Origin of the sequence: Pseudomonas fluorescens (assembly GCF_018614655.1) — a bacterium.
GTDB lineage: Bacteria > Pseudomonadota > Gammaproteobacteria > Pseudomonadales > Pseudomonadaceae > Aquipseudomonas > Aquipseudomonas fluorescens_BX.
Genome location: NZ_JAGGOG010000018.1, coordinates 65,469 through 83,166, shown reverse-complemented (window position 1 = coordinate 83,166; position 17,698 = coordinate 65,469). Strand labels below are relative to the sequence as shown.

Sequence of the window (17,698 nt, the reverse complement as noted above, 5' to 3'; positions counted from 1 at the left end):
ATATTCCCTGGAAACGGTGTGTTTTGGCTTCCCGGGCCTGACGACGTTGCGCCGTCGGACTATCATGCCGATAGCCTGACACTCACTGCAAGGAGCCGCTCGGAACGCCGATGCGCCAAATCTGGAAATCTTTTCGAGCCCTGTATTTCGCCTCCTTGATGATGCTGATCGGCTCCGGCCTGTTGAGTACGTACCTGGCCCTGCGCCTGGCGGCGGATCATGTCGACAGTTTGTGGGTCGGTGCGTTGATGGCCGCCAACTACTTCGGCCTGGTGCTGGGGGGCAAGATCGGTCACCGGCTAATCGCCCGGGTCGGACATATCCGGGCCTATGCCACCTGTGCCGGGATTGTCGGTGCGGCCGTGTTGGGTCACGGCCTGATCGATTGGTTGCCCGCCTGGATCGTACTGCGGATGGTGGTGGGCCTGGGCATGATGTGCCAGTACATGGTCATCGAGAGCTGGCTCAATGAGCAGGCGGAAGCCAAGCAGCGAGGTGTGGTCTTCAGCGGCTACATGATCGCTTCTTACCTGGGGCTGGTGCTGGGGCAACTGATTCTGGTCATGCACCCTCAGTTGGGTCTTGAGCTGCTGATGTTGGTGGCGCTGTGCTTTGCCCTGTGCCTAGTGCCGGTGGCCATGACCCGGCGTATCCACCCGGCGCCCTTGCACCCAGCGCCGATGGAGCCGCGCTTCTTTATCAAGCGGGTGCCGCAGTCCCTCAGCACGGTGTTGGGAGCGGGGCTGATTGTCGGTTCCTTCTATGGTCTGGCGCCGCTCTATGCCTCCCAGCAAGGGCTGAGCACCGAGCAGGTCGGTCTGTTCATGGGTAGCTGCATTTTTGCCGGGCTGCTGGTGCAGTGGCCGCTGGGTTGGTTGTCGGATCGGTATGATCGGGCGCTGTTGATTCGTTGTTTTGCCTTGTGCCTGGCAGTGGCGGCGTTGCCATTGGCGATCATGACCCAGGTGCCGCTGGAGGTGTTGTTTGTGGCGGGCTTCCTCTGTTCGTTGGTGCAGTTCTGTCTGTATCCGCTGGCGGTGGCGTTTTCCAATGATCACGTCGAGGGGGATCGTCGGGTTTCCCTGACGGCGATGCTGCTGGTGACCTACGGTATTGGTGCCAGTGTCGGGCCGCTGTTGGCGGGTGTGGTGATGAAGTTGTTCGGCAGCCATATGCTCTATGCGTTTTTCAGCCTGTGCGCCTTGATTCTGGTCTGGCGTATCCGGCCGAAGGCGGTGACTAACCTGCATCAGGTAGACGATGCCCCACTGCATCACGTGGCGATGCCCGACAGCATGTCCAGCTCGCCGCTGGTGGCTGCCCTCGACCCTCGGGTGGATGAGCAGGTGGTGCAGGACCAGATGCAGACGACAGTCCCGGATCCCGAGCCGGAGCCCGAAACCACTCCTGAGCCGGCGATAGATGAGCAGGCCTCACTCGTTGAGCCAGCAGAGCCGCCAGAGCATCCGGACCCGGATGATCATCCTCATGATCTGAGCAGGGCGCGCCCCTGAAACAAAAAAACGGGCAGTTCCCTGAAGGAACTGCCCGTTTTTTATCGCAACCTTTAAAGGTTAAAGGTCGTCATCCTTGTCAAACCGCCGCGCCTCACGCTGCAATTGGTAAACAAAACGTTCAACCTGGCGCTGCACCAGCCCGCTCATGTTGTGAAAGCGTACGCCGGCAAAGGTGGTGTCGATCTTTTCTTCGAAGTGCAAATAGCGCAGCTCTACGGCGGTGCTCATGCTGCCGAAGGGCAGGGCGGCGATGAAGCGGTCATAAACCTGGCCCAGTTGCAGGCGCTCGGAGATGTCGCCATCAAAGCGCAACTTGCAGCCGGTGGCGGAAATATCCAGCAGCTTTCCGTTGATGGAGGCCTTGAGTTTCTCGCCGCCCAGCTCGACATTCACCAGTTGCGCCAGCTTCAGGGCGGCACGGAAGGCACTGCGGCGCTGATGGTAAACCACCTCGACAGGCATGCTACCGTTGTAGCTGCGGTGACCGTCTGTTTCGCTGATGGTCAGGGTGCCGTTGCTTTCCCAGGCCACTCGCACGCCCTCGTGAAAACCTTCGATGCGGAAGGCTTCGCCATTCTCGAGGTAGCGTTCGCCGTCGCGGGGAATCATCTCGTCCAGGGCAAGGCTTTGGCTTTCCCGGTCCACATCCACCAAGTAGCTCTGGAAGCGCTGGTTGCGTTCGTGGAAGGTGATGATCAGAGGATCATGGCTTTCTTGCAGCAGCCGCAAGGTGGCGGCAATTTCCAGCGGCGTGGTGAGGACCTTGGGTGGCTGCGGAGCATCTTCCGCGTTAAGGGTGTTGAACACGGTTCTTCCATCTCCAGGCAAAATACGACTACACGCAAGAACCGGCATTTTGCCATCATGTTGCGCGCCTTGATAGGTCGCGCAATAAACCGGCGTCAGGCTTGGCTGAGGGTGCTGGGTTTGACCAGGCGTGAGGTGGAACCCTGGGCGTTGTACAGCGCCGCAGGTTCGCCGCCGTGAAGGATGCGCAACTGGTTGGCTGTCGTGGCTTGCTGAAGCTGGATCGATTGGCCATTGAGCGTATTCGCCTTCTGGCACTTGATCAGCAACTGGTTGAGCTCGTTGCTCTGGGCCAGCAACTGGTCGCCGACCGAGGAATGGCTGGCCAGTTGGGCAAGGCCGTCGTGGTCTGCTGGCAGCCCCAGGCTGACCAGAATCTGGCTGCGCTTCTTGCCATGCTGTTCCAGCAGGACGATCAGCGACTGCTTGCGCGCCAGGATATCCTCCAGCAGGAGCATGTCCCGGCCGTACAGAGCCAGCGATTCTTCTTGAAGCAGCTCGAGCAAATGTTGTGCTGGAGCCAGGTCTTCAGTGATCAGTTGGAGTAAATTTTCGTCGTGCATGGCTGGCCTTGGGTTTTAAGCGTCCAAAAGCCTGGCGCAGGCCTTTGCCTAGCGCTCGGCTTCGAAGTTAAGCAGTTTGCTGGCTACACGGCTGCTGTCGACTTTATAGCTGCCATCGGCAATCGCTTGCTTCAATTCGGCCACGCGGGCTTTATCGACAACCGGTTGATCGCGCAGCGAGTCAGTGACCTTCTGCAACTGTTGAGCCTCATTGCTCAGGTGTACGGATTCCCCACTCTGGCTCGCGCCGGCCTGTTCTGCCTTGGCGGGCAGAGGCTGGGGCTTGGCTTCAACGCTGTCTTTGGCAACGCCGGTGCGCGTATTGCCGGGAAGCGGCGGCGTGTTATTCAAACGACTGAAATCAATGACCATGTTAGAAAACCCCTGGGTATTTGGACGCTTGCCATGTTTTCGGCCATACCCGGACAAACTTTAGGCTCGATTGATAATAAACCTGTACGTGATGGCGTCTGTGCACAGTGTAGGAAAAGCCGGCGTCCCGCGCCAGCTATCTAGAGTGCCACCTCCACTTGGCCCGGGGCTGTCACCTGTGCCTTGATCACCCGGTTGGAGTTGAGGTTTTTGACCCGTATTTGCTCGCTCATGCCGCCATTGGACAACGCTTCACCGGGCATTTTTACGGTCAAGGTGCCACTGCTGGCGGAGATCACCACCTGATCACCCTTGCGCACGACTTCGGCCTGTTCGAGATGGACCAGGGTGATGACCTGGTCGGTGACCATTGGTCGGGTGAGTTTCTGTCCGACCGCCTGATCTACCGACGTCAGGTACCCCTGACTGATTTGGCTGATGTCGCGTTCACGCAGGGCGACGTCTTCGAAACCGATGATCCCTGTGCGTTTCAGTGGCCGGGTGACGACGACGACATCACGAAACAGTTTGACCTGGGCGGGCACAAATACCGTCCAGGGCGAGGCGCCGTCACAGCGTACCCGCACCGTGACGCGACCGATGGGTTGGGCCGGGCTTTCCAGGGTGGCAGTCAATTCCTTGTCGCACATGGGCATGCGCAGGCGCGGATCCAGTGGGCTGACCTGGATTTCGTAGCGCCCCGGGGTCTGCGTGGTGGCCAGATAATCTTCTACGGTGAACTCAAGAAAGCCTTGGGTGACGCCGATAAGTAGATCAGGCAAGGTGACATTATCGGCATGGGCCGGTTGACCGGCCATGAAAGCCAGTAACGCCAACGCGGCGCAGAGCCATCTGCGCAGCGGTGATTGGGGGCGTCGGGAAACTGTCGGTTTGATGTTCATGGCCAATAAAAAGCAAAGCTCGTGCCGTTTAATGTGGGGTACACGTCGTACCCATAAGTTTTAGCGTAGGAGTCAGGGCATGGCGGGTGTAATGGATGCAGTGAACCAGCGGACACAGCTGGTAGGGCAGAACCGCCTGGAGTTGCTGTTGTTTCGTCTGGATGGCAAGCAGCTTTACGGCATCAACGTCTTCAAGGTGCGGGAGGTGCTGCAGTGTCCCAAGTTGACGATATTGCCCAGGTCCAGCCCTGTAGTCTGTGGCGTGGCCAACATCCGTGGCGCGACGATTCCGATTCTTGACCTGGCGATGGCCACCGGTTCCCCTGGGTTACAGGATCGTGAGAACCCGTTTGTAATCATTACCGAGTACAACACCAAGACCCAGGGGTTCCTGGTGCGCTCGGTGGAACGCATCGTCAACATGAACTGGGAAGAGATTCATCCACCGCCCAAGGGTACCGGGCGTGATCACTACCTCACGGCAGTGACGCGGGTCGACAACCAATTGGTGGAAATCATCGACGTGGAGAAGGTACTCGCGGAAGTGGCTCCGACCTCGGAGGCAATTTCAGTGGGAGTGGTGGATGCAGACACCCAGCACAAGGCGATCTCCCTGCGAGTACTGACGGTCGATGACTCCTCGGTAGCGCGCAAGCAGGTATCCCGTTGCCTGCAGACCGTCGGTGTTGAGGTGGTGGCGCTCAATGATGGCCGCCAGGCCCTGGACTACCTGCGTAAGTTGGTGGATGAGGGCAAGAAACCGGAAGAAGAATTCCTGATGATGATTTCCGACATCGAGATGCCGGAAATGGACGGCTACACCCTCACGGCCGAGATACGCAACGATCCACGCATGCAAAATTTGCACATCATCCTGCATACTTCGTTGTCAGGTGTATTCAATCAGGCGATGGTCAAGAAGGTCGGTGCCGATGACTTTCTGGCCAAATTCCGCCCTGATGACCTGGCATCCCGGGTAGTCGACCGGATCAAGGCAGCAGATCACGGCTAAGGGTTTTTCCCCTGGCGGTCACACGATTTAAGAGGCGGTATCATTGTCTACGGGTAATTTGGATTTCGAACAGTTCCGGGTCTTCCTGGAAAAAGCCTGTGGCATATTGCTCGGTGAAAACAAGCAGTACCTGGTATCCAGCCGTCTTAACAAACTGATGGAGCAGCAGGGGATCAAGTCCCTGGGTGAGTTGGTCCAGCGGATCCAGGGCCAGCCGCGTAGCGGGCTCAAGGAAATGGTGGTGGATGCCATGACCACCAACGAGACCCTGTGGTTTCGCGATACCTATCCGTTTGAAGTGCTCAAGAACAAAGTCCTGCCGGAGTCGATCAAGGCCAGCCCGGGCCAGCGCCTGCGGATCTGGTCGGCGGCGTGCTCCTCGGGGCAGGAACCCTATTCGATTTCGATGTCCATTGATGAGTTCGAACGGACCAACATGGGCCAGTTGAAAGCGGGGGCGCAGATTGTGGCCACTGACTTGTCGGGCACCATGCTCACCAACTGCAAGACCGGCGAGTACGACAGCCTGGCCCTGGGGCGTGGTTTGTCGCCGGAGCGTTTGCAGCGTTACTTCGATCCCAAGGGCGCCGGGCGCTGGGCGATCAAGGCACCGATCAAGAGTCGGGTGGAGTTTCGTTCGTTCAACCTGTTGGACAGTTATGCCAGCCTGGGCAAGTTCGATATCGTGTTTTGCCGCAATGTGCTGATCTACTTTTCGGCTGAGGTGAAGAAGGACATTTTGTTGCGTATCCATGGCACGCTCAAGCGTGGTGGTTACCTGTTCCTTGGCGCGTCCGAGGCGTTGAATGGTTTGCCGGATCATTACCAGATGGTGCAGTGCAGCCCCGGGATTATTTACCAGGCCAAGTAATACACGGAACAAAATGTGGGAGCGGGCTTGCTCGCGAATGCGGTGTGACAGTCACCAGATGTATGACTGACCCACCGCATTCGCGAGCAAGCCCGCTCCCACTTTTTTTGTGCTCGTCTTTGATATCCCTCTTTGCAAGTCGCCGCAAAGCGGCAACCCCTCATTGCCGCTTTACTGGCGCCACGCGGAAACCCCTTGCCGCTTTTCTGGCATTGTCGATCGCAATTTCCCCGCAACCCCTTGATATAAGGGCGCCCGCAAGATTGGCATGCCCCTTGCTATAACCCTGTTACGAAAAGCAGGTCAGCCCCTAAAGGTTTCCACCATGAGCATCAGCTTCGATAAAGCGCTCGGCATCCACGAACAAGCCCTGGGGTTTCGCGCCCAGCGTGCCGAAGTCCTGGCTAACAACATCGCCAACGCCGACACCCCGAACTACAAGGCTCGGGACCTGGACTTCTCCGCCGTGCTCGCCGCACAGCAAGACAAGACCAGGAACGGCACCTTCGCCCTGAACATGACGAACACCCGTCATATCGAAGCGCAAGGGCTGGGCAATGGCGACGAGTCGCTGCTGTATCGCACGCCGATGCAGCCTTCGATCGACCAGAACACCGTCGACGCCCAGCTGGAGCAATCGGCCTACGCCGAAAACTCGGTGAACTTTCAGGCCAGCTTTACCCTGCTCAACAGCAAATTCAAAGGGCTGATGTCGGCCCTGCGTGGAGAGTAAGTCATGTCTCTAGCCAGTGTTTTCAATATTGCCGGTAGCGGCATGAGCGCCCAGACCACGCGCTTGAACACCGTCGCCAGTAACATCGCCAACGCCGAGACCGTGTCGTCGAGCATCGATCAGACCTACCGTGCCCGTCACCCGGTGTTCGCCACCATGTTCCAGGGTGGCCAGAGTGGTGGCAGCGATTCGCTGTTCCAGAACCAGGACGCTGCCGGCCAGGGCGTTCAGGTGCTGGGCGTGGTGGAAGATCAGAGCAACCTCGAAGCGCGTTATGAGCCCAACCATCCCGCCGCCGACGCCAAAGGGTACGTGTACTACCCCAACGTCAACGTGGTCGAGGAAATGGCAGACATGATTTCCGCCAGTCGCTCGTTCCAGACCAACGCGGAAATGATGAACACCGCCAAAACCATGATGCAGAAGGTCCTGACCCTGGGTCAGTGATAAGGGGCGCCAAATAATGGCCATTGTTGATACGTCATCAAACAACACGGCGATCCAGGACCTGTTCAACTCCAAGGTCAAGGACGCTTCGGCAAACAATGATGGGTTATCGGGCGCGGCCAAGGCCGCGACGGGCAATCAATCGTTGGGCAAGGATGCGTTCTTGCAGTTGCTGGTTACCCAGTTGAAAAATCAGAACCCGCTGTCGCCCCAGGATAACGGCGCGTTCGTGGCACAACTGGCGCAGTTCAGCAGTCTGGAAGGCATCAACACCCTGAACGACTCGGTCAACAACATCTCCAGCAACTTCAGCTCATCGCAGGCGCTGCAGGCCTCGTCGCTGGTGGGGCGTTCGGTGATCACCCAGACCGACAAGGCCATGGTGGACACGAGCAAGAGCCTCAACGGTTCCGTGGCGGTCACCTCGACAGTGGGCAACGTCACGGTCAAGGTCTCCGACAAGGACGGCAAGCTGATCAAGACGATCGACTTGGGTGCCCAGAGTGCCGGCAAGGCTGACTTTATCTGGGACGGTAAAAACGATGCCGGTGAGACGGTCGCTTCTGGCACCTACACCTTTAACGCCTCCACCAAGACAGACAAGGGCGACTCGGTAGCCCTGACGACCTCTCTGCCGGCGACGGTCACCAGCGTGACCCTTGGCCAGAATGGCGGCGAGATGATGCTCAATCTTGCGGGCGGCATGGGCAGTATCAAGCTGTCGCAAATTCAGATTATCGGTACATAGAGCCGGCTAAATACGGCAAGAGGAGAGAAACATGTCTTTTAATATCGGCCTTAGCGGCCTCTATGCGGCCAACAAACAGCTGGACGTGACCGGCAACAACATCGCCAACGTCGCGACCACCGGCTTCAAGTCGTCACGCGCGGAGTTTTCCGATATCTATGCGCAGTCCAAGCTGGGTACTGGCCAAAATAACGTTGGCAGCGGCGTGAACCTGGCGGCGGTATCCCAGCAGTTTACCCAGGGCGAGGTCAACAGCAGCGGCGGTCTGCTGGACATGGCGATCCAGGGTGGTGGTTTCTTCGTGCAGAAGGGCAGCGATGGTTCGCTGGAGTACACCCGTAACGGCTCCTTCAAGCCGGACAAGGATGGTTATATCACCAACAACACCGGGACTTCGCGACTGCAAGGTTATGCTGCGGACGCTGATGGCAACATCATCAAGGGCGCGCTGACCGACCTGCAGATCAACCTGTCCAACCTGCCGCCCAAGGCTTCCACCAAAGTGGACTCCACCAGTAACCTGAATTCGTCGTCGCCGGTTATCGATCAAACGGCAAATCCGTTCGACCCGACCAAGTCAGAAACCTTCAGCACCCAGTACACGACCACCTTGTATGATACCCAGGGCAACGCGCACCCGATGATTCAGTACATGGTGAAGACGGACTCCAACACCTGGAAGTCCTACACCTTGATCGATGGTCGTAACCCCAACGGTACGCCAATCAGTGGTGCGGGTGCCGTCGCGCCAGTGGCCTCGACCGTGACCTTCGATACCTCCGGGAAACTCACCGGGATCGTTACACCGCCCAGTACGGTGTCCAACACGACGCTGACCATCGCTGACTGGAAGCCGGGCGTGATGAACAACGGTACCTGGGTTGATAACGGCGCTGGGGCCAACCCGACGGGTATCGCTGTCAACATGGCGAGCATCACTCAGTACAACTCCGCCAGCTACCGCAATCCACCGATCACCGATGGCTATGCCACGGGTGAAATCACCAACCTCAAAGTTGACGGTAACGGTGTCTTGTTCGCGACCTTCAGCAACCAGCAAAGCAAGGCCATCGGCCAGCTGTCCCTGGCCAGCTTCAATAACGAACAGGGCCTGGCGCCAGCCGGTGGTACCACCTGGAAAGAAACCTTCGCATCGGGCCAGCCGGGTTACGACAACCCTCAGGCCGGTACCTTGGGTTCGATCGTCGCGGGCTCCCTGGAGAACTCCAACGTCAACCTGACCAATGAGCTGGTAGACCTGATCAAGGCCCAGAGCAACTATCAGGCGAACGCCAAGACCATCTCCACTCAAAGCACCATCATGCAGACCATCATTCAGATGACCTGATGCGGTAGCGTTCCACAAGAGGCCCCTCGTGAGAGGGGCTTTTTTGTGGGCGTAAGAAAACAACCTGCGGTGTATCGGGTTACGCACTGAAATGCTTGGGAAGGAACGCTCCATGTTCGCTTCACCACTGATCGGGTCAGAGCCCAGAGGCTCACCAGTCAAGGGGGGAGCGGGTATGTGGTGGAATTCGTCAGGGGCCGGCCAAGGGCCCACAGGTATACGAGGGCAGTATCTGGAGGGCGTAAGTCGTTCAGATGACAAGAGGGACGACGTAGGTGTCAACAATAAGGACAAGGAAGCGGTCAGCAAGCTTCTTAAAGAGCTTGAAGATGCCGAGAAAACGTCCAAGAGTCAGACTGTTCAGGATTTACGTGACAAGCTGAATGAAAAGCGAAAGGAGCTCGGGGAGGAAAAATTCAAGGAGATCCTCGAGCAGCTTAAGAAAGACGCGTCTGAGGATTGGCTCGCGTGGTTGAAGAGACTGTTTCCGGATTTATTTCCGGATGAGCCGTCTCCTTCTCCATCCCCTTCTCCAAAACCCTCGCCAGGTGGTGGTGGTGGTGGTGGTGGTGGTGGTGGTGGTGGTGGTGGCAGAGTTAATCCGAGAGATTTTGGCTCCGTAGAGTCCATGAGTAACAAGCCGTTTACCGAGGGGGCTCGTTACACTGACTATAAGCCTGACAAGAGCAATCCCGGGAAAAAACCCGGAATGGGCAGAGAGGCCGGCAATATCTGGTCTGGTTTCACACAGGGGCCAGACGGAAACTGCGTCACGGTTTCAGGAATAAAGGCCGCAATGATGAAGTTTGGCCAGAAACCCACTGATGTTTTCAAGGATGTGCAAGCGGCAGGCGATGGCTGGGACGTGGAGATGCGGGATGGGTTCAAGCTCCATCTGAGCAAGAATGAATTGACGCAGGCGGCACAGCAGGCTCGGTTCAGGGGGGATGACCCCGAAATGATGACCAATGCCAACTTTATGTACGCGGCCAGCGCCAAGCGGGCTCATATGGAAGGGAATCCCGGGGGAGGGGGAGAAAACGACCATAATGCCAAGAGAAGTTTTCTGGATGCAGCGATAAGCTTGAACGACGGTGAGCACGCTGATGAAGGGCTCAAGCGCTTGGGGCTGAAAGGTCTGTACAGGCAGACTACGAGTAATGCGCTTGCCGGTGGCGCGTTGGGCGTTGTGAATTACGGTGGCCATTCGATGGCTGTGATTGGAGGGCAAATAGAATTATGGGGTGGGCGAGGTGGTCGCCCTCAAAGGGAGGACCCGGGGCAGGCTTACACCTTTATATAGAGCGGCAGGTAAGCAGAAGTAAGCGCTGTCGTCGCACTAAAAAGCCCGTTAACCCTTCAAGGGTTAACGGGCTTTCAGTTACTCGCTCAGCTTATTGGCAAGCTTCGCAATCCGGCTCGTCGATCGCACAAGCCTTTGGCACTGGCGCCGGGCCGGCAGGAGCAGCCAGGACCGAATCATCACCATGGTTGCCGCCGCTGGAAACCGCGTTCAGCTTGCCGGTGTTGATGGTCGACTTCTCGGTGCTGGTCGCAGCCAGGGCACGGAGGTAGTAAGTGGTTTTCAGGCCACGGTACCAAGCCATGCGGTAGGTCACGTCCAGCTTCTTGCCCGAGGCGCCGGCGATGTACAGGTTCAGCGACTGAGCCTGGTCGATCCACTTCTGACGACGGCTGGCGGCGTCAACGATCCACTTGGTGTCCACTTCGAAAGCCGTCGCGTAGAGCTCTTTGAGTTCTTGCGGGATGCGCTCGATCTGTTGCACCGAACCGTCGTAGTACTTCAGGTCGTTGATCATGACCGAGTCCCACAGGCCGCGAGCTTTCAGGTCGCGAACCAGGTACGGGTTGATCACGGTGAATTCGCCCGACAGGTTCGATTTCACATACAGGTTCTGGTAGGTCGGTTCGATCGACTGCGACACGCCAGTGATGTTGGCGATGGTAGCGGTCGGCGCGATGGCCATGATGTTGGAGTTACGAATGCCTTTCTGCACACGGGCACGTACCGGCGCCCAGTCCAGGGATTCGTTCAGGTCAACGTCGATGTACTTCTGGCCACGTTGCTCGATCAGGATCTGTTGCGAATCCAGCGGCAGGATGCCTTTGGACCACAGGGAACCCTGGAACGTCTCGTAGGCACCGCGCTCGTCGGCCAGGTCGCAGGAAGCCTGGATCGCGTAGTAGCTGACCGCTTCCATGGACTTGTCGGCGAACTCGACCGCTGCATCCGAACCGTAAGGAATGTGCTGCAGGTACAGCGCATCCTGGAAGCCCATGATGCCCAGGCCAACCGGACGGTGCTTGAAGTTGGAGTTCTGCGCCTGTGGCACCGAGTAGTAGTTGATGTCGATAACGTTATCGAGCATGCGAACGGCGGTGTTCACGGTACGTTCCAGCTTGGCGGTGTCCAGCTTGCCGTTGACGATGTGGTTCGGCAGGTTGATCGAACCCAGGTTGCAAACAGCGATCTCGTCCTTGTTGGTGTTCAAGGTGATCTCGGTGCACAGGTTCGAGCTGTGGACCACACCCACGTGCTGCTGCGGGCTGCGCAGGTTGCACGGGTCCTTGAACGTCAGCCAAGGGTGGCCGGTTTCGAACAGCATGGACAGCATTTTGCGCCACAGGTCTTTGGCCTGGATGGTCTTGAACAGCTTGATCTTGCCTGGGTACTGGGACAGGGCTTCGTAATACTCGTAACGCTCTTCGAAGGCCTTGCCGGTCAGGTCGTGCAGGTCCGGCACTTCGGATGGCGAGAACAGGGTCCATGGGCCGTCATCGAAGACGCGCTTCATGAACAGGTCAGGGATCCAGTTGGCGGTGTTCATGTCGTGGGTACGACGACGGTCATCACCGGTGTTCTTGCGCAGCTCGATGAACTCTTCAATGTCCATGTGCCAGGTTTCCAGGTAGGCACACACAGCGCCTTTGCGCTTGCCGCCCTGGTTGACCGCTACGGCGGTGTCGTTCACGACTTTCAGGAACGGTACAACGCCCTGGGACTTGCCGTTGGTGCCCTTGATGTACGAACCCAGTGCACGAACCGGCGTCCAGTCATTGCCCAGGCCGCCCGCGAATTTGGACAACATGGCGTTGTCGTGGATCGCGTGGTAGATGCCCGACAGGTCATCCGGCACGGTGGTCAGGTAGCAGCTCGACAGCTGTGGACGCAGGGTGCCGGCGTTGAACAGCGTTGGGGTCGACGACATGTAGTCGAAGGACGACAACAGGTTATAGAACTCGATGGCACGGTCTTCTTTCTGCTTCTCTTCGATTGCCAGGCCCATGGCCACGCGCATGAAGAAGATCTGTGGCAGTTCGAAGCGGATACCGTCCTTGTGGATGAAGTAACGGTCGTACAGGGTTTGCAGGCCCAGGTAGGTGAACTGCTGGTCACGCTCGTGGTTGATCGCCTTGCCGAGTTTTTCCAGGTCGAAGGTGGCCAGGATCGGGTTCAGCAATTCGAACTCGATACCCTTGGCGATGTAGGCAGGCAGAGCCTTGGCGTACAGGTCGACCATCTCATGGTGGGTAGCGCTTTGGGCGACGTTCAGGAAGCCCAGGCCTTCGGCACGCAGGGTGTCCATCAGCAGGCGGGCGGTCACGAACGAGTAGTTCGGCTCACGCTCGACCAGGGTGCGGGCGGTCATTACCAGAGCGGTGTTGACGTCGGTCAGGGCCACGCCGTCGTACAGGTTCTTCAGGGTTTCGCGCTGGATCAGGTCGCCGTCGACTTCTTCCAGGCCTTCACAGGCTTCGGTAACGATGGTGTTCAGGCGGCCCATGTCCAGCGGCGCGAAAGAACCGTCGGCGAGGGTGATGCGGATCGATGGGTGAGCCTGCACGGTTTCTTCGGACGGGGCGCGTACGGCACGTTCCTTGGAGCGAGCGTCACGGTAGATCACGTAGTCGCGCGCCACTTTCTGCTCGCCGGCACGCATCAGGGCCAGTTCGACCTGGTCCTGGATTTCTTCGATGTGGATGGTGCCGCCCGATGGCATGCGACGCTTGAAGGTCGCGGTGACTTGTTCGGTCAGGCGAGCAACGGTGTCGTGGATGCGCGACGAAGCAGCTGCGGTGCCGCCTTCAACTGCAAGAAACGCTTTGGTGATGGCGACGGTGATTTTGTCATCGGTGTAAGGAACGACAGTGCCGTTACGCTTGATCACACGCAATTGGCCGGGCGCGGTAGCGGACAGATCCATATTCGAATCAGCGCCCTGCGGCACGGAGCCTTGCGGGTTCTCGCGAGTTGTGTCGGTTTGCATGGGGGGTTGTCTCCACATTCTCTGTATTTATTTGGGCACCATCACGGTGCCCACCGTTCCGTCCTGAAGCACTACAACCGGTGAAACCGGGCATAACCACTTCGGGACAGTAGGAAGGGAGCTGCTCGCGCCGCTTCCATGCCGAAGTCAAAGCATTGAAGCCAGGGCTTCAACGCCGTATTCCTGATGGGGTGACAGGCCTCTTTCTATTACGGCTCTGCAACACCCGTACCGTTTTCCCCGATATGGCCCGGAAAACAGCTGCCATCCGCGTGCGCGGTTTGGTCTACTGAAAAAGCCTTTAGTTCCACCAAACAGGAGCAAGAAAGCGCTTGAGTTTCTTGGCTGATGTGTGTTTGGTTTTTTCGCTCAAAACCCTACATGTAGGGTTTTTTTTGCGACAAGGTACAAGATAATGCGTTTTGGGGGGCTTAGCAACGGACTACCTGTGGATAACGCTGTGGGTAAAATGTGTATGAAACGTGGAACAGGCGTGTAGGCCGCAGTACTGCTGGACTGTGCCGTTTGTCACCGAATATTCCAGGCTGAAAACGCCTGGGTGGATTTTTGCGGGCGCGAACCCTACCACAAAAAAACGCGATCACCGAATGCATTTCCCGGCTTGTGTTTGAGGGTTGGACCGTTGCTACAATCGGGTCCGGTACACGCTGTGTTTATGCACGCTTCACATGACAAATGTAGGAGCGAGCTTGCTCGCGAAAAACGTGAGGGCACCGCGTTGAATCAGGATGCCAGCGTTATCGTTGACGTCCTTCGCGAGCAAGCTCGCTCCTACAAATATAAAAAGAGGTAGCGCATGGAGCATGAAGCCTGGCAGGTATTGATTGTCGAGGATGATCTGCGTCTGGCTGAGTTGACCCGTGATTACCTGGAGGGCAACGGCCTGCGGGTTTCGGTCGAAGGCAACGGCGCCCTGGCGGCGGCGCGGATCATCGCCGAACAACCAGACCTGGTGATCCTTGACCTGATGCTGCCGGGGGAAGACGGCCTGAGCATCTGCCGCAAAGTGCGTGAGCGCTACGACGGGGTGATCCTGATGTTGACCGCGCGCACCGATGACATGGACCAAGTGCTGGGCCTGGACATGGGCGCTGACGATTACGTCTGCAAACCTGTGCGCCCGCGCTTGCTGCTGGCCCGGATCCAGGCCCTGTTGCGGCGCAGCGAAAGTGTTGAGCCCGTGGCCCCCGAGAAACTGCGGCGCGTGCAATTCGGCCCGCTGGTAGTGGACAACGCCCTGCGCGAAGCCTGGCTGCACGACAGTGGCATTGAACTGACCAGCGCCGAGTTCGACCTGTTGTGGCTGCTGGTGGCCAATGCCGGGCGCATCTTGTCTCGGGAAGAGATCTTCACCGCGCTGCGCGGTATCGGCTATGACGGCCAGGACCGCTCCATCGATGTGCGCATCTCGCGGATCCGCCCGAAAATCGGCGATGACCCGATCCACCCGCGCCTGATCAAGACCATTCGCAGCAAAGGCTACCTGTTCGTCCCCGAAGCTGCCGCCGATATGCCGCTGTGAACTCGATCTTCCTGCGCATCTATGGCGGCATGTGCGCGGCGCTGATCCTGGTGGCCCTGCTCGGCGTGCTGGCCTTGCACTTGCTCAACGAAGTGCGCGGCGGCCAATACCGCGAACGCCTGGCCCACGGCACCTTTGCGCTGATGGGCGACAATCTGCAATCGATGAGTGCCATCGAACGACGCCGCGCTCTGGCGGTGTGGGAGCGCTTGCTGGGCATTCCCCTGGAATTGCAGGCAGTGGCCGATGCTCATCTTGACCTCACCCAGCGCAATCGCCTGCAACGCGGCCAGGTCCTGGTGGAGCAGACCGGTCCTCATGCCGCCAAGGTGTTGCGGCTGGTCAGTGAAACCGAGCAGTTATTGCTCACGGGGGAAGTGCAGCAGATCAGCGAGCAATTGGCCCGGGCGACTATTTACCTGCTCGCCGATGAACTGGTGCGCTTTCCGGTCGCCGAGCAGCCGCAACGGCTGGCGGATCTGAAAGAGGCCAAAGGCTTTGGCTTCGACATGCATCTGGTGAACCTCGACCAGGCCGACATGGACGACGACCAGCGCCGCCGCGTGGCGGAGGGCGACACCGTGATGGCCTTGGGCAAGGGCGGTGATTCGATCCGGGTGTTTGCCGGCATGGTCGGCACACCGTGGGTCCTGGAAATCGGGCCGTTGTACCAGATGAATCCTTATCCGGCGCAATGGCTGATCCTGATCGCGCTGATTGGCCTGTCCTTGATCGGCTTGATCGTCTACCTGCTGGTGCGGCAATTGGAGCGGCGCTTGAGTGGGCTGGAATCGGCCGCTACGCGCATTGCCAAAGGCAACCTGGAAGCCCGGGTGCCCACCCGCGGTGCCGATTCGGTGGGGCGCCTGGCGGCGGCCTTCAATGGCATGGCTGAACACCTGCAACGTTTGCTGGCGATCCAGCGCGAATTGGTACGAGCAGTGTCCCACGAACTGCGCACCCCCGTGGCTCGGCTGCGTTTTGGCCTGGAGATGATCGGTGATGCCGCCACCCCTGAGGCCCGGCGCAAGTATATGGAAGGCATGGACAGCGATATCCAGGACCTCGACGGCCTGGTGGACGAGATGCTGACGTATGCGCGCCTGGAGCAAGGTTCGCCGGCGTTGAATTACCAACGGGTTGACCTCAGTGCCTTGCTCGATCAGGTGATTGACGAGCTGGCGCCCCTGCGCCCGGAAATCAACGTGGCACGAGGTATTTGCCTGTCATCGGCTCATTGGGACGACGCCTGGGTCGACGCTGAACCACGCTATTTGCACCGAGCGCTGCAAAATCTGGTGAGCAATGCGATGCGCCATGCGAAAGGACACGTGTTGATCAGCTATCAGGTCGGGCAGGTGCGTTGTCGGATCGATGTGGAGGACGACGGCCCCGGCGTGCCGGAAAATGCCTGGGAACGCATCTTCACCCCGTTCCTGCGCCTGGACGACAGCCGTACCCGCGCTTCGGGCGGGCATGGGCTGGGGTTGTCGATTGTACGGCGAATCATCTATTGGCATGGCGGGCGGGCGTTGATCAGCAAGAGCAACAACCTGGGTGGGGCGTGTTTCAGTTTGAGCTGGCCGAGGGATCAGGAGAAAACTTGACACCACTCTCCCACTATCTTCTCGTTGCAGCTGTCGAGCTCCGGCGAGGCTGCGTAGCCCGCGACTCGGTCTGGCGTCTGGCTCAAAAAGAGTAGCGCTCCTCATGCAGCCTCGCCGGAGATGGGCAGCGGCTATGAGGATTGATCAGGCGCTGATGGCCACCAGGCTCAGCAACTGCCCCTCATGCACTGAAAACTGGGCTTGCAGCTCCTTGCCATGGCACCACTCATCCGACAGATCAGCCAGCAGCCGCAATCGCGCATGTCCTGTCTCGGACCACTCCACCACCTCGGCATGTTCAAAGTAGAAGCGCTTCTGCACGATGGGGTAGAGCGCCTTGAACAGGCTTTCCTTGGCCGAAAAAGTCAGGGTCACGCACTGCGCGATCTGCGCTCGCGGACCACTTGCCATGCGCTGCAACTCATCCGGCGTCAGGATCTCTGCGGCAAGCCGCTCAGCCCGTTCAAGCGTCAGTACATTTTCCAGATCCATCCCCAGCCCGCGCCACTGCACCTTATGCGCAACGATGGCCGCCGCGTGCCCGGTGCTGTGGGTGATCGAGCCGCTGATATGTCCAGGCCACACCGGCGCACGGTCCTCGCCAATGGCCGGGACGCAGTCCAACCCTTCAAGCTGTTGCAGTGCCGCGCGGGCACAGAGCCGTCCGGCGAGGAACTCGGCCTGACGCTTGGCCACCGAGCGCTGGATGCTGGCCGGTGGCGGCACAGCGCTGCGTTGGAAATCGCTGGCGACCAGCAAGGCCGGATCAAAGCGGGTGCTCAGGAGCACCGTGCCTGGCAAAGGATCGGGTAGCGGCCAATGGGCATCGAGTGGGGAGCAGCAGGCAGGTAGGGGATTCATGCTGGGTATTTTGCCGAGTTGAAGGGCAACTGGATAGCCTGGGGCGTTCGTAGCTTAAATAACTTGTTACGAAGTAGC

The 17,698-nt window shown here is 58.7% G+C and carries 16 protein-coding genes; 10 read left to right on the top strand and 6 right to left on the bottom strand.

All coding sequences use genetic code 11. From position 1 onward, the window contains the following. The first annotated feature begins 110 nt into the window (after positions 1-110). Positions 111-1,514, top strand: a complete 1,404-nt coding sequence (locus tag J7E41_RS18390; protein ID WP_214994940.1) for an MFS transporter — start codon at positions 111-113, stop codon at positions 1,512-1,514. Between the two features lie 60 nt (positions 1,515-1,574). On the opposite strand, the gene J7E41_RS18385 is transcribed toward J7E41_RS18390, so the two are convergent. The 4 genes from J7E41_RS18385 to flgA form a co-directional block, all read right to left on the bottom strand. Continuing rightward, the gene (locus J7E41_RS18385) at positions 1,575-2,324 is read right to left on the bottom strand and encodes a flagellar brake protein (protein WP_214994939.1); all 750 of its coding nucleotides are present in this window, start codon (positions 2,322-2,324) and stop codon (positions 1,575-1,577) included. A 95-nt stretch (positions 2,325-2,419) separates the two neighbouring features. Then, positions 2,420-2,887: a flagella synthesis protein FlgN gene (locus tag J7E41_RS18380; protein WP_214994937.1), complete on the bottom strand. Its 468-nt coding sequence runs from the start codon at positions 2,885-2,887 to the stop codon at positions 2,420-2,422. 48 nt (positions 2,888-2,935) lie between these two features. Next, entirely contained in the window at positions 2,936-3,259 is a 324-nt protein-coding gene (flgM, locus tag J7E41_RS18375; RefSeq protein WP_214994935.1) for a flagellar biosynthesis anti-sigma factor FlgM, read from the bottom strand. A 140-nt stretch (positions 3,260-3,399) separates the two neighbouring features. Continuing rightward, on the bottom strand, positions 3,400-4,161 hold the full coding sequence (gene flgA / locus J7E41_RS18370; protein ID WP_214994933.1) for a flagellar basal body P-ring formation chaperone FlgA: 762 nt from the start codon (positions 4,159-4,161) through the stop codon (positions 3,400-3,402). 79 nt (positions 4,162-4,240) lie between these two features. Between flgA and J7E41_RS18365 the strand changes: the two genes are divergently transcribed. The 7 genes from J7E41_RS18365 (at position 4,241) to J7E41_RS18335 (ending at position 10,623) form a co-directional block, all read left to right on the top strand. Continuing rightward, a complete protein-coding gene (locus tag J7E41_RS18365; protein WP_214994931.1) occupies positions 4,241-5,173 on the top strand; it encodes a chemotaxis protein CheV in 933 nt (310 codons plus the stop codon). A gap of 43 nt (positions 5,174-5,216) precedes the next feature. Continuing rightward, on the top strand, positions 5,217-6,044 hold the full coding sequence (cheR, locus tag J7E41_RS18360) for a protein-glutamate O-methyltransferase CheR (RefSeq protein ID WP_214994929.1): 828 nt from the start codon (positions 5,217-5,219) through the stop codon (positions 6,042-6,044). Positions 6,045-6,369: 325 nt separating this feature from the next. Then, positions 6,370-6,777: a flagellar basal body rod protein FlgB gene (gene flgB / locus J7E41_RS18355; RefSeq protein ID WP_155586180.1), complete on the top strand. Its 408-nt coding sequence runs from the start codon at positions 6,370-6,372 to the stop codon at positions 6,775-6,777. 3 nt (positions 6,778-6,780) lie between these two features. Beyond that, positions 6,781-7,224, top strand: coding sequence for a flagellar basal body rod protein FlgC (gene flgC / locus J7E41_RS18350; protein ID WP_046046514.1), 444 nt, complete (start codon positions 6,781-6,783; stop codon positions 7,222-7,224). 16 nt (positions 7,225-7,240) lie between these two features. Beyond that, positions 7,241-7,972, top strand: coding sequence for a flagellar hook assembly protein FlgD (gene flgD / locus J7E41_RS18345; RefSeq protein WP_214994927.1), 732 nt, complete (start codon positions 7,241-7,243; stop codon positions 7,970-7,972). Positions 7,973-8,003: 31 nt separating this feature from the next. After that, complete coding sequence (flgE, locus tag J7E41_RS18340; RefSeq protein WP_214994926.1) at positions 8,004-9,320, top strand: flagellar hook protein FlgE; 1,317 nt, start codon at positions 8,004-8,006, stop codon at positions 9,318-9,320. 175 nt (positions 9,321-9,495) lie between these two features. After that, positions 9,496-10,623 (top strand): hypothetical protein, encoded by a 1,128-nt coding sequence (locus J7E41_RS18335; RefSeq protein WP_251029561.1) that lies wholly within the window; start codon positions 9,496-9,498, stop codon positions 10,621-10,623. A 91-nt stretch (positions 10,624-10,714) separates the two neighbouring features. On the opposite strand, the gene J7E41_RS18330 is transcribed toward J7E41_RS18335, so the two are convergent. Further along, positions 10,715-13,609: a ribonucleoside-diphosphate reductase subunit alpha gene (locus J7E41_RS18330; protein WP_214994922.1), complete on the bottom strand. Its 2,895-nt coding sequence runs from the start codon at positions 13,607-13,609 to the stop codon at positions 10,715-10,717. A gap of 817 nt (positions 13,610-14,426) precedes the next feature. Here J7E41_RS18330 and J7E41_RS18325 point away from each other — a divergent pair. Further along, on the top strand, positions 14,427-15,152 hold the full coding sequence (locus J7E41_RS18325) for a winged helix-turn-helix domain-containing protein (protein WP_214994920.1): 726 nt from the start codon (positions 14,427-14,429) through the stop codon (positions 15,150-15,152). Next, the gene (locus J7E41_RS18320; RefSeq protein ID WP_214994918.1) at positions 15,149-16,759 is read left to right on the top strand and encodes an ATP-binding protein; all 1,611 of its coding nucleotides are present in this window, start codon (positions 15,149-15,151) and stop codon (positions 16,757-16,759) included. The genes J7E41_RS18325 and J7E41_RS18320 overlap by 4 nt, the downstream gene beginning before the upstream one ends. Before the next feature lie 144 nt (positions 16,760-16,903). On the opposite strand, the gene J7E41_RS18315 is transcribed toward J7E41_RS18320, so the two are convergent. Next, positions 16,904-17,620 (bottom strand): 4'-phosphopantetheinyl transferase family protein, encoded by a 717-nt coding sequence (locus tag J7E41_RS18315; protein ID WP_214994916.1) that lies wholly within the window; start codon positions 17,618-17,620, stop codon positions 16,904-16,906. Positions 17,621-17,698: the final 78 nt, after the last annotated feature.